Source organism: Moraxella osloensis (assembly GCF_001553955.1).
Lineage (GTDB): Bacteria > Pseudomonadota > Gammaproteobacteria > Pseudomonadales > Moraxellaceae > Faucicola > Faucicola osloensis.
On the sequence record NZ_CP014234.1, the window covers coordinates 1,284,452 to 1,297,153 of the forward strand.

The following is a 12,702-nucleotide window of genomic DNA, read 5'->3' on the forward strand; positions in this document are numbered from 1 at the left end:
GTGAGCCAAATTACTTGTGAACTAGGTTACTTGCGCTTACGTTGAATCGCATGAATCGCACGACCATCCGCTGATAGCACCGCCTCGTGTACCGCTTCAGAAATGGTTGGGTGAGCAAACGTCATCAACTGCAAGTCTTCAATACTTGACACAAATTCCATCGCAATCATGCCTTGATGAACGATATCACCTGCACCCGCTGACACGACATGCATACCCAATAAACGGTCAGTTTTGGCATCGGCAACCACTTTGATGAAGCCTTGAGCTTCACCAGCGGCTAACGCACGGCCGTTGGCAGCTAAGCTAAATTGACCTGTTTTGACTTCATGACCTTGCTCTTTGGCTTGTTCTTCAGTTAAGCCAACCCATGCAATTTCTGGGTGTGTATAAATCACGCTAATAATGGTGTCATAATTGACTTGAACTTTTTCACCATGAATACGTTCAACTGCCATCATGCCTTCTTCCATCGCTTTGTGTGCCAGCATTGGACCACGCACCAAGTCACCGATTGCATAGACGCCATCAAGGTTGGTTTGACAGAAGTCATTCACCGCTACCAGACCACGTTCAGTAAGCTCCACCCCTGAATTTTCGCCAAGTAGGTTTTCTTTATAAGCACGGCGACCCACACAAACGATGAGTTTATCGAAGGTTTCTTGTCCTGCTTGACCTTTGGCATCAAACGATACCAGTACCTTACCGTTTTCTACTTGAGCCTGAGTAACTTTGGTATCAATACGGATATCCATGCCTTGGGCTTTTAGTAGTTTTGCCGCTTCTTTGCTCACCGCTTTGTCTGCCGCTGCCAAAAATTCTGGCATGGCTTCAAACACTACCACTTCACTACCCAAACGACGCCATACCGAACCGAGTTCAAGACCAATCACACCACCACCAATGACGCCTAGACGCGCAGGCACTTCGGTAAAGTCTAACGCACCGGTTGAATCAACGATATATTCGTTATCAATCGGGGCAACAGGGATGTCAATGGGCACAGAACCAGAGGCTAAAATCACATTTTTAGCGGTAATAGTAGTAGGCGCAGAACCATCTAATGGGGTAAATTCAACTTGTTTATCCGCACCTTTACCATCAAGTAATTTACCTGTACCTTGTAGCCAGTCAGCACCGTTACCTTTTAACAATGCAGCCACACCACCGGTTAATTGTTTAACGATAGCGTCTTTACGACTTAACATTTTGCTGATGTCAATCGCCACTTCACCTGTGGTTATACCGTGGTCGGCTAAGTCATGCTTGGTTGCTTCATAGCGATGTGAGCTGTCTAGCAATGCTTTTGAAGGAATGCAACCGACGTTCAAACAGGTACCACCTAACGCTGGCTCACCTTTATTAATACGTTTTTCGATACAAGCCACGCTCATACCTAATTGACCTGCACGGATAGCTGCTTCGTAGCCACCAGGGCCACCACCGATAATTACCAAATCATAGCTTTCTTTCATAATCTTCACCAAAAATTTCAGTTGTTATTGTTAAAGTTGTTAAACAAAAAAGCCTGTATCAACCTTTGCTAATACAGGCTTTTTTCATTATAAATCGAGAAGTAACATCGCTGGGTTTTCGACCAATTCTTTAATGGTCACCAAGAACTGTACCGCTTCTTTACCGTCAATTAAACGGTGGTCATACGACAATGCCAAGTACATCATAGGTAGAATTACCACTTCGCCATTAACCGCCATTGGGCGTTCTTTTGTAGCGTGCATACCCAAAATTGCTGTTTGTGGTGGATTGATGATTGGGGTTGACATGAGTGAACCAAATACACCACCATTGGTAATGGTGAAAGTGCCACCCGTCATGTCTTCAATGCCTAATTTACCTTCACGCGCTTTTGATGCATAGTTACCAATCGCACGTTCGATATCTGCCATACCCATTTGGTCAGTGTCACGTAATACCGGCACCACAAGACCACGATCGCTCGATACCGCAACACCTACATCATAATAACCATGATAAACGATATCGCTGCCATCAATAGAGGCATTTACCGCTGGGAAACGTTTTAACGCTTCAGTAGCAGCTTTTACAAACAATGACATAAAGCCTAGTTTTACACCATGACGTTTTTCAAAACGCTCTTTGAACTCACCACGTAAGTCCATGATAGGTTTCATATTCACTTCGTTAAACGTGGTCAACATCGCAGTTTCTTGGGTAGCGGCTAACAGACGCTCAGCAACACGGGCACGTAAACGCGTCATTGGCACACGTTTGTCTACGCGTTGACCGACGGCATTGGCGACCACTTGACCGTTGTCTGCTTTAATTGCATTGTTGGCTTTTAAGGTTGGGTTTGCCATGTCTTCTTTGGTCACACGGCCGCCACGACCTGAACCTTCAACGTCTGCAGGATTGACGCCTGTGGTATTCGCGGCTTTACGAACTGCTGGGCTTTGGTCTTTATAATCTGCTTCAGAAGTCGCTTGAGTGCTAGGTGCTTGTTGTGCAGCTGCAGGCGCGGCTTCAGCTTGGGCAGCCGGTGCTTGGGTTTCAGTAGGTTGGCTTGCTGGTGCAGCCGCGGTTGCGCCTTCAGTCAGCTCACCGATGACTTCACCAGAAAGCACTGTGTCGTCAACTTGTTTAAGAATTTTGCTAAGCACGCCGTCAGCTTGTGCCACCACTTCCATCACAACTTTATCGGTTTCGATTTCACACAATACAGCGTCACGGCTTACTTGATCGCCTTCATTAAAATTCCAAGCAACAATTGTACCGTCAGCAACGGATTCTGGGAATACGGGGGCTTTAATCTCACTCATGGAAAACTCCTAGTTAATTTCACATTCTTTCATTTTTAATGGGTTAAATTCATTGTTGTCTTAGCACTCGGCGCAATTGTCTATACCAAAAACCAAGAAGGATTAGTACACAGCTATTGGTACTAATCCTTTAAAACGCTTAGTCAGTCGCTTGTTTTTCTGCGATTTCTGCTTTAGCTTCTAGCGCGTTTTCGGTTGAATCTTCATTCTTTGGTAGACCCAATGCTTCGTTGACAACCTTTTGCTGCTGCTCTATGTGCATTTGCATCGAACCTACGGCAGGTGCCGCCGATGGTGGGCGAGCAACTGGCTCAAGCAAGTAAGCTTTGGTCGGACGAGTCGCTGGTTTTGGCGGTGCAATCAAACGGAATAAGTGCGGTGCTAGATAGTACCAAGCGCCTTGGTTACGTGGCTCTTCTTGTGCCCAGACAATGCCTTCAAGGTTTGGATATTTTGCCACTTCTTCCAAAATACGTGCTTCAGGTAATGGATAAAGCTGCTCGATACGCACAATCGCCACATGATTGAGACCCAATTCACGACGTTTTTCAAGCAAGTCATAATAGACTTTACCGCCACACAACACTAAACGCGTCACTTGATTATTATCAAGTTGGTCAATCTCTGAAATCACAGTTTGGAACTGACCTTGCGCAAGCTCTTCAAGCGTTGACACCGCCAATTTATGACGTAGCAGTGATTTTGGTGACATCACAATCAGCGGTTTACGCGCTGGGCGAACCACTTGACGACGCAGGACATGGAAAATCTGTGCAGGTGTAGTTGGGGTTACCACTTGCATATTTTCTTCAGCACATAGCTGCAAATAACGCTCTAGGCGCGCTGATGAGTGCTCAGGACCTTGACCTTCATAGCCGTGTGGTAATAGCATGGTCAGACCACACAGACGTTGCCATTTGGTTTCACCTGAAGAAATAAATTGGTCAATGACCACTTGTGCGCCATTGGCAAAGTCCCCGAACTGCGCTTCCCAAATCACTAGGGCATTGGGTACTGTCGTTGCGTAACCATATTCAAATGCCAATACCGCTTCTTCTGACAATAATGAGTTAAAAATGTCAAAGCGTGCTTGGTTAGGGCTCATGTTGGCAAGCGGTACATACATACTGCCGTCTTTCATGTTGAACAATTCTGCATGGCGATGCGAGAAAGTACCACGACCCACGTCTTCACCCGTAATACGGACTGGGTAGCCTTCTTCGACCAGTGACGCATAAGCCAAGGTTTCTGCCGCGCCCCAATTCAAGGGCTCTTGACCGGTTTGCATGGCTTTGCGCTGTTCAACCAATTTTTGCACTTGGCGTTGTAGCTCATAGCCTTCCGGCAGTTGCGCCATTTTCTCACCATACGCTTTTAACTTGTTGATATCAACGCTAGTATCCCAATTGTCTTCAAGCTTATGACCAATATAAGGTGTCCAATCTACATACAGCGATTTATTTGGCTCACGCACGAGTGCGCTAGCAACATATTCGCCTTTATCGAGCGACTCACGGTAGTCATTTTCAAGTGCCACTGCTTCTGCTTGGCTAATAACGCCTTCGGCAACCAATTTATTGACAAATATCTCACGAGTAGTTGGCAGTTTTCTGATGACCGAATACATAAGCGGCTGAGTGGCTGAGGGTTCATCCGCTTCATTATGACCGTTACGACGGTAACAGTACATATCAATCACGATATCTTTATGGAAAGTTCGGCGATAGTCATGGGCAAGCTGCGCCATAAATACCACAGCTTCTGGATCGTCACCGTTTACATGAAAAATCGGTGCGTGTACCATTTTGGCGATGTCGGTACAATATTCAGTTGAACGCGCATCCTCTAAGCGGCTGGTGGTAAAACCCACTTGGTTATTGATAATAATATGCAGCGTACCACCTGTTGAATACGCACGAGTTTGTGACATTTGGAAAGTTTCTTGGTTGACACCTTGACCGGCGAACGCGGCATCACCGTGTACCACGATTGGCAAAACAGCATCACCGGTTTTATCTTGACGGCGTACTTGACGCGCACGCACTGAACCGAGCAATACAGGCGATACAATCTCAAGATGCGAGGGATTAAATGCCAATGCCAAGTGCGCTTCGCCGCCAGGTGTCATCACGTTGGATGAAAAACCATTGTGATATTTTACGTCACCTGAACCCACGGTCGGTTGTTTTTTACCATCAAACTCATCAAATAAATCTTTAGGGTTTTTACCTAAGATATTTACTAATAAGTTTAAACGTCCACGGTGCGCCATACCGATAACCATTTCTTTGGTACCGTTTTCACCCGCACGCTGAATTATCTCATTGACCATCGGGATAAAGCTTTCACCACCCTCAAGACCAAAACGTTTTACACCGGTGTATTTACGTGCTAAGTATTTTTCTAAACCTTCCGCTGCTGTCAAACGCTCAAGGATAGATTTACGTTTTTCATTGTCAAATTTGACATAGCCAAGATTTTGCTCTAGGTATTTTTCAATCCAGCGTTTCTCTTTGGCGGTGGTCACATGGAAATATTCTGCACCGATGCTGCTACAATAAACTCGCTCTAACACTTGAATGATTTCACGCAGTGTAGCTTTATCTTTACCAATATTTAGGTCACTGACCGGATAAACAGTGTCTAAATCCGCTTCAGATAGACCATAGTAAGCTAAAGTCAATTCTTCAACTTCGGGACGTGGCATGAGTCCTAATGGATCTAGATTAGCAATACGATGACCACGACGGCGGTAACTGGTAATCAGTTTTTGCACGCCCATTTGGTTGTCCGCAAATTCACGAATTTCAGAAGGACTGACGGCGCCTGCAGCTGATTGACCGGTAACTTTGTGGGCAGTGGTGTTGCGAGCTAATAGCAAAAATTGGTCTTGGATAGTATGGTGAAGGGCGTTTTTATCATCATCTTTGGCAAACTGCGCAAAGTAAGGAATATATTTTTCATCAACGCTTTGTGGATCTTGAAGATACTGTTCATAGAGTGATTCAAGATAGACTGCGTTATCTGCTGACAGTTCAGTAAACTGAGCAGATGAGACAGAAGTTTGGTTTTGATTAGCCATGATTCTTTCTACTGTAGTATTTAAAGGTGGAAATAAAAATTTTAGGGAATAGCCTAGCATTTTTATAATTAACAAAAAATTTTGTTAAGGTAATAGTTACCATTCATTTACTAAATATAGCGACTCACGCCGCTTGGCGTGTATATAAATGGCTATCAAATGGCAGTAAAAGAAGAGTAATGTGAAAGTTAGATTTCTCCTTCCTTAGAAAACCTAAATGAATATTCCCTATAGATACCTATCGTATATTATACAAAATTAATGATAATTTATCTCATTCATTAGGCTGAAAAGGTATAAAAAATATTATGATATTGGGATATGATTTATTACTTTAATTAATAGATAGCCAGTTACTATGAATTTATCACATCCCAATAAAAAAAGCCCTGTCGATACAGAGCTTTTTTGTCACCAAATTTTGGTACTAACCTGCTTGATCTAACAGCATGTTACGTAAGTGACCAATCGCTTTGGTAGGATTCAAGCCTTTTGGACAAACTGATACACAGTTCATGATGCCACGGCAACGGAACAAGCTAAATGGGTCGTCTAAACGCGCTAAACGCTCCTGTGTGCTAGTATCACGACTATCTGCCACAAAGCGGTAACCATTCAACAACGCAGATGGACCTAAGAACTTATCTGGGTTCCACCAGAATGATGGACAGCTGGTTGAACAACAGGCACATAAAATACATTCATATAGACCGTTTAACTTTTCGCGGTCTTCAGGTGATTGTAGACGTTCAGTCGGTGGCGCTGGCTGGTCATTAATCAAGTACGGATGAACTTTTTCATATTGCTCATAGAATTGGTTCATATCTACCACTAAGTCGCGCACGACAGGTAAACCAGGTAGCGGACGTAAAGTAATTTTTTGTGGCAGTGTGTTCATGTTGATAAGACATGATAGTCCGTTTTTACCATTGATATTCATACCGTCAGAGCCACAAATACCTTCACGGCACGAACGGCGGAAACTGATGGTTTCGTCCATTTTTTTCAAACGGACAAGTACGTCTAATAACATACGGTCAGAGTCTAAAAGCTCAATTTGGTATGTCTGCATACGGGGTGCTGCGTCTTTATCTGGATCGTAGCGGAAAATCTCGATGGTGCGAGTACCTCTGCTCATAATGCTAAACTCCACACGTTTATGGTATTGGTTTATAGGGTCTTTACAATAGTTTGCAAAGACCAAAAAAATGTTAATTAGAATGTACGCACTTTTGGCTCAACATAGTCTACAGTCAGTGGGCTCTTGCGAACAGGTTTGTAGATAACACGGTTACCTTCAGAGAACCAAAGGGTATGTTTCATCCATTCGTGGTCATTACGACCAAGCGGGGCATACGCATCATCTGCCGCACGTTCGTAGTCAACAACAGTGTGCGCGCCACGACATTCTTGACGCAGGGAAGCTGAAATCATCGTTGCTTTGGCAACTTCATAGAGGTTCGCCACTTCAAGCGCTTCAATACGTGCGGTATTAAACACTTGCGATTTATCAGCTAGGTGAAGACTATTGACCTTACTTTCAAGTGCCAAGATTTTTTGTACACCTTCATTCATTGACGCTTGGGTACGGAAAACACCCGCATGTTGCTGCATGATACGGCGGATTTCGTCAGCCACATCTTGCGCATTGAGGCCTTGCGTAGATTGCTGTAACACATTCAAACGCGCCAAAGTTTTGTCAAGAACACGCGGTGATAATGGCTCATAGTCATGACGGTCAGCGGCATGGAACTCATCAATGATATGTTGACCCGCTGCACGACCAAATACTACCAAGTCTAGTAGTGAGTTTGTACCTAGACGGTTGGCACCGTGAACCGATACACATGAACATTCGCCGATTGCATATAAGCCTTTCACGATTTTTTGCTGGGCGTATAAACCTTCCGCATCCGTACCTGCCTCAAGATCTGGCATGACAACCTGACCATGAATATTGGTCGGGATGCCGCCCATTTGGTAATGGATAGTCGGTACAACTGGGATTGGCTCTTTGGTAATGTCAACGTTCGCGAAGTTTTTACCAATTTCATAAACCGATGGTAAACGCTTCATGATGGTATCCACACCTAAGTGCGTCATATCAAGTACCACATAATCACCCTGTGGACCACAACCACGACCTTCTTTGATCTCTTGGTCCATTGAGCGTGATACAAAGTCACGCGGTGCCAAATCTTTTAGGGTTGGTGCATAGCGCTCCATAAAGGCTTCGCCATCTTTATTACGAAGTAACGCGCCTTCACCACGACAACCTTCGGTCAATAATACGCCCGCACCTGCGACGCCTGTTGGGTGAAATTGCCAAAATTCCATATCTTGTAGTGGAATACCCGCACGCACTGCCATACCGAGACCGTCACCGGTGTTAATAAAGGCATTAGTAGACGCAGCGAAAATACGACCTGCACCGCCCGTTGCTAGGACAGTTGTTTTTGCTTGGAATACCGCGACACGACCTGTTTCTTGCTCCAGCGCGATAACGCCGTTAATGTCGCCTTTGCTATCTTTGACCAAATCTAGCGCAATCCACTCGATAAAAAACTCTGTACCTTGCTCAAGATTTTTTTGATATAAGGTATGCAATAATGCATGACCTGTACGGTCAGCTGCCGCACACGCACGTTGTACCGCTTTTTCACCATAGTTGGCAGTATGACCACCAAAGGGACGCTGATAAATCGTACCATCCGCGTTACGGTCAAATGGCATACCCATATGCTCAAGTTCATAGACTACTTTTGGTGCTTCACGGCACATGTATTCGATGGCGTCTTGGTCACCTAACCAGTCAGAACCTTTGATGGTGTCATAAAAGTGAAAGTGCCAGTTATCATCACTCATGTTACCCAAACTTGCGCCAATACCACCTTGCGCAGCAACCGTGTGAGAACGCGTTGGGAACACTTTGGTTAATACCGCAACATTCATACCGCCACGCGCCAATTGTAACGACGCACGCATACCAGAGCCACCGCCGCCAACGATAACCGCATCGAAGGTTAAGGTTTGAATATTGCTAATGGTGTTGTCTTGTTTTGTTGCCATTGCTTTAATTTCCTAAATGATGGTTCGATTTTATCCCCATAAATGCTTAAAAGCCCTGAGGTAGAAATCGATAAATACGTTAACAAAATTTATCTAACAGGATGTTTAGAAGAAAATCATCACGCCCCAAAATAAATAAACCAAGACTGCAAGAATCATGGCAGATTGCAGCACAAAACGTAAACCATTTGACTTAACGTAGTCTGTTAATACAGTCCACATCCCTACCCACGCATGACCCACTAATGCTAGTATCATCAATAGCGTAAATAAGCGCATCGGTAGGCTTAGCATAAAGCCTTGCCATAATTCAAAGGTTGGTTGGTGGGTTAAGAACCAGCCCAACATCACCAATGAATAAACTGCCAATACAACCGCACTAATACGTTGTACCACCCAATCGCGCGAGCCTGAGCCTGTTAAACCTGTTGCACTTTTCATTAGAACATCACCCATACAAATGAACCCACAACCCAAAGCGCTGCAAGTACAAAGCCAATGAATGTCGCGGTGCGACCACTGTTTAATTCTTCATTCATGCCCATGTCGGCAAATAAATGTTTCAAACCCATCACAAAATGGTAGCCTAATGCAGCCACAAAGATCCAAGCCAAAAACTTCACCAAGGGGCTAGTGAAAATATCTGCAAAGCCTTCAGCACTGGCAAGCGACGTTTGAAAAATCCATAACATCACAGGAATTAGGAGAAATAGCACCACACCAGAAACACGGTGGGTAATTGAAGCCAAAGCAATTGGGTTTTTTGAATTAACATTAATTACTTGGCTTAAAGGAAGGTCAATCGGTCGTTTGCTTTTCACAGCGGGCATCCTTTATTCGCAGTTATAACTTACCTGTGTTATCGCTATGCCAATATCCAAAATATCAAGCACGAACTTCACATCACTTGCAGGGTTTGATGAATCACATAGCCTGTCAAAAAACAGGTAAATCGAAGATAAGGAATAGCTAGCGTACTTTGGATTATTCACAGAATAGATAGTTATTAGCCGCAAACCTAATCGTATCTCACAATTAAAAACTAATAAATTACAAACTAATAATCGACAAAAAGCCACCCACAATTTACTTTTTAATTTTGTTAAACCACAAAGCTAAAAGGTAAATTATGTTTAGCAAAGATTAATAATACAAAGCTAGCCACCAGTAAAATTTTTATAATTATAAGAGTCTTTGATTACAAATACAAACAAAAACAGAAAAAAAACCATCTTTTATCCAACCACTGTAGCACACCCTTAAAATTTAGAAATAATTTGATAAGATTGCGCGTTTTGAGACTTACCTATCTAGATATTTAACCGCATCAAGGGTCGATAGAATGTCAGTAGCAGAGAGCATAGTTTTAGCTAACTTCTGTTAATTATAACTAACTGTTTGTAAGCGTAAGGCGTAAATTTACTTTCATTTTTGGCAAAAATACTGTTAATATAGATATGTTTTAGTTTTGGGTTTTCGCTATTTTTTCGCTATTAATAAAGTCGCCCTACACGTCTCTGTGTGGCTGGGCAGTCACCTATCCTTGTCATTGCGCCAATGCATTTGAGCAAGTATAGGTCTTCTTTTTTTTACACGTCTGAGAGGATTTTATGTCAGAGAAAGACAATATTGCAACCTTGCACGTCAATGGCCAGGACTATGAGCTTCCTATCATTGAAGGAACATTAGGCGATCCTGTACTCGATATTAAGGCAGTACCCCAAGCTGGTTTTTGGACATACGATCCAGGTTTCATGTCAACCGCTTCCACAGAATCAAAAATCACCTTCATTGACGGTGATAAAGGTATCTTATTACACCGTGGATACCCAATTGACCAATTAGCTGATAAAGCCGAATACTTAGAAGTTGCGTATGCACTCATTCATGGTGAATTACCCAATGCTGAGCAAAAAGCTGACTTCTATGAAAAAGTTCGTAAACATTCAATGGTAAATGACCAATTACGTCGCTTCTTTGAAGGTTTCCGCCGTGATGCTCATCCGATGGCGATTATGGTCGGTGTAATGGGTGCATTATCTGCGTTCTACCACAACAATCTTGATGTCAGCAAACAAGACCATCGTGAAATCACTGCGATTCGCTTGATTGCTAAAGTCCCTACCATCGCCGCCATGTGCTACAAATATAGCAATGGTCAACCATTCATGTATCCGCGTAATGATTTAAACTACGCTGAAAATTTCTTACACATGATGTTTGCAACCCCAGCGGATGTTAACTATAAAGTCAATCCAATCCTTGCAAAAGCGATGGACAAAATCTTTACCTTACATGCTGACCACGAACAAAATGCTTCGACGTCAACTGTACGTCTAGCAGGTTCTACGGGCGCTAATCCATACGCTTGTATCGCGGCAGGTATTGCGGCTCTATGGGGACCTGCGCACGGTGGTGCCAACGAAGCTGTACTTAAAATGCTTGATGAAATCGGCAGCGTAGACAACGTTGATGAATTCATGGAAAAAGTAAAACGTAAAGAAGTGAAATTGATGGGCTTTGGTCACCGTGTTTATAAAAACTTTGACCCACGCGCCAAAGTGATGAAAGAAACTTGTGACGAAGTATTGGGCGAGCTTGGTATCAAAGATCCACAACTTGAACTTGCGATGAAGCTTGAACAAATCGCCTTGAATGACCCGTACTTTAAAGAGCGTAACCTATATCCAAATGTTGACTTCTACTCAGGTATCATCCTAAAAGCCATCGGTATTCCAACCTCTATGTTTACCGTAATCTTTGCTTTAGCACGTACTTCTGGTTGGATCAGCCACTGGTTAGAAATGCACTCTGCACCTTACAAAATCGGTCGTCCACGTCAGTTATATACTGGCTATACCCAGCGTGATTTTGTGGCTGTTGAAGACCGCGACTAAGCCAATGCTTCAAAAATGCTTCGAACCAAAACCCAGTTTTACACTGGGTTTTTTATTATTAGATGTTAATCAATAAAAAAGGACGTTTTGCAACGCCCTTTTCATTTAACTATAACTTGCTAATCACTTCACCTTACTTATAAAACGCATTGGCAGTATACGTATGGTCGGTCTCATCAATCACTTGGGTTAATTCTGGTATTTGCTGTTTTAGCGAGACTTCAACCCCTTGTTTTAGCGTCATATCAACTGCAGAGCAGCCCTGACAGCCGCCGCCAAATTTGAGCACGGCGGTGATACCAACCCCTTCTTCATGTACCAAATCCACCAATTGCACGTTACCCCCATGCGCCGCTAGATTTGGATTGATTTCTGAAGATAACACGTAATTGATACGTTCCTCTAGGCTTGCATTTTCACCCAGTTTTGGCACTTTTGAGTTGGGCGCACGGAATGTCAATTGACCGCCAAAACGGTCTTTATTGTAATCAATCACTGCATCTTCAAGATAAGGAATAGATGGGGTGTCTATATAAGCGGTAAATGTCTCATAGTCCAATTTTAAATCGTCAGGATTGTGTTCATTTGGCTGGCTATATGACATACAGCATTCTGCTCGCGGCGTGCCTGGATGTTCAACAAAAATACGCACGCCGATGCCGTCGGTGTTTTGTTTTGCCAACAACTCAGTCAGATACCCTTGCGCTGAATCGGTAATTTTGATATTTGTGCTTTTTTCTGTATCGCTCATATGTCACCCTAGCTTGTCATCAATTTTTACCCATATTTTAGCATAAACTTGAGTAATTTACTCGGATTTTATTGGGGGTGGTTGTTTGGCTTATCAAGGGTCGTC

At 43.5% G+C, this 12,702-nt stretch carries 9 protein-coding genes; 1 reads left to right on the forward strand and 8 read right to left on the reverse strand.

What is annotated here, in order from left to right:
* Nucleotides 1–26: 26 nt before the first annotated feature.
* The 7 genes from lpdA to sdhC all read right to left on the reverse strand — a co-directional run bounded on the left by lpdA (nucleotide 27) and on the right by sdhC (nucleotide 9,779).
* The gene (gene lpdA, locus AXE82_RS05615; RefSeq protein ID WP_062332370.1) at nucleotides 27–1,475 is read right to left on the reverse strand and encodes a dihydrolipoyl dehydrogenase; all 1,449 of its coding nucleotides are present in this window, start codon (nucleotides 1,473–1,475) and stop codon (nucleotides 27–29) included.
* A gap of 87 nt (nucleotides 1,476–1,562) precedes the next feature.
* Nucleotides 1,563–2,798 carry a 2-oxoglutarate dehydrogenase complex dihydrolipoyllysine-residue succinyltransferase gene (gene odhB, locus AXE82_RS05620; protein WP_062332373.1) on the reverse strand — a complete coding sequence of 412 codons (1,236 nt, stop codon included), beginning with the start codon at nucleotides 2,796–2,798 and terminating at the stop codon, nucleotides 1,563–1,565.
* A gap of 139 nt (nucleotides 2,799–2,937) precedes the next feature.
* Nucleotides 2,938–5,880 carry a 2-oxoglutarate dehydrogenase E1 component gene (locus AXE82_RS05625; protein WP_062332375.1) on the reverse strand — a complete coding sequence of 981 codons (2,943 nt, stop codon included), beginning with the start codon at nucleotides 5,878–5,880 and terminating at the stop codon, nucleotides 2,938–2,940.
* 427 nt (nucleotides 5,881–6,307) lie between these two features.
* Nucleotides 6,308–7,018 (reverse strand): succinate dehydrogenase iron-sulfur subunit, encoded by a 711-nt coding sequence (locus AXE82_RS05630; protein ID WP_007115066.1) that lies wholly within the window; start codon nucleotides 7,016–7,018, stop codon nucleotides 6,308–6,310.
* A 77-nt stretch (nucleotides 7,019–7,095) separates the two neighbouring features.
* The gene (gene sdhA, locus AXE82_RS05635) at nucleotides 7,096–8,958 is read right to left on the reverse strand and encodes a succinate dehydrogenase flavoprotein subunit (protein ID WP_172460505.1); all 1,863 of its coding nucleotides are present in this window, start codon (nucleotides 8,956–8,958) and stop codon (nucleotides 7,096–7,098) included.
* Between the two features lie 96 nt (nucleotides 8,959–9,054).
* Nucleotides 9,055–9,390 (reverse strand): succinate dehydrogenase, hydrophobic membrane anchor protein, encoded by a 336-nt coding sequence (gene sdhD / locus AXE82_RS05640; RefSeq protein WP_036594948.1) that lies wholly within the window; start codon nucleotides 9,388–9,390, stop codon nucleotides 9,055–9,057.
* On the reverse strand, nucleotides 9,390–9,779 hold the full coding sequence (gene sdhC, locus AXE82_RS05645; protein ID WP_082741423.1) for a succinate dehydrogenase, cytochrome b556 subunit: 390 nt from the start codon (nucleotides 9,777–9,779) through the stop codon (nucleotides 9,390–9,392). The genes sdhD and sdhC overlap by 1 nt, the downstream gene beginning before the upstream one ends.
* A 780-nt stretch (nucleotides 9,780–10,559) precedes the next feature.
* Here sdhC and gltA point away from each other — a divergent pair.
* Nucleotides 10,560–11,846 carry a citrate synthase gene (gene gltA / locus AXE82_RS05650; protein ID WP_062332382.1) on the forward strand — a complete coding sequence of 429 codons (1,287 nt, stop codon included), beginning with the start codon at nucleotides 10,560–10,562 and terminating at the stop codon, nucleotides 11,844–11,846.
* 133 nt (nucleotides 11,847–11,979) lie between these two features.
* Here gltA and nfuA read toward each other — a convergent pair whose 3' ends face one another.
* Entirely contained in the window at nucleotides 11,980–12,597 is a 618-nt protein-coding gene (gene nfuA / locus AXE82_RS05655; RefSeq protein WP_062332384.1) for a Fe-S biogenesis protein NfuA, read from the reverse strand.
* Nucleotides 12,598–12,702: the final 105 nt, after the last annotated feature.

Coding starts and splice junctions, on each gene's coding strand:
- lpdA (WP_062332370.1), bottom strand. CDS start 1,475: ATGAAAGAAAGCTATGATTTGGTAATTATCGGTGGTGGCCCTGGTGGC.
- odhB (WP_062332373.1), bottom strand. CDS start 2,798: ATGAGTGAGATTAAAGCCCCCGTATTCCCAGAATCCGTTGCTGACGGT.
- AXE82_RS05625 (WP_062332375.1), bottom strand. CDS start 5,880: ATGGCTAATCAAAACCAAACTTCTGTCTCATCTGCTCAGTTTACTGAA.
- AXE82_RS05630 (WP_007115066.1), bottom strand. CDS start 7,018: ATGAGCAGAGGTACTCGCACCATCGAGATTTTCCGCTACGATCCAGAT.
- sdhD (WP_036594948.1), bottom strand. CDS start 9,390: ATGAAAAGTGCAACAGGTTTAACAGGCTCAGGCTCGCGCGATTGGGTG.
- sdhC (WP_082741423.1), bottom strand. CDS start 9,779: ATGCCCGCTGTGAAAAGCAAACGACCGATTGACCTTCCTTTAAGCCAA.
- gltA (WP_062332382.1), top strand. CDS start 10,560: ATGTCAGAGAAAGACAATATTGCAACCTTGCACGTCAATGGCCAGGAC.
- nfuA (WP_062332384.1), bottom strand. CDS start 12,597: ATGAGCGATACAGAAAAAAGCACAAATATCAAAATTACCGATTCAGCG.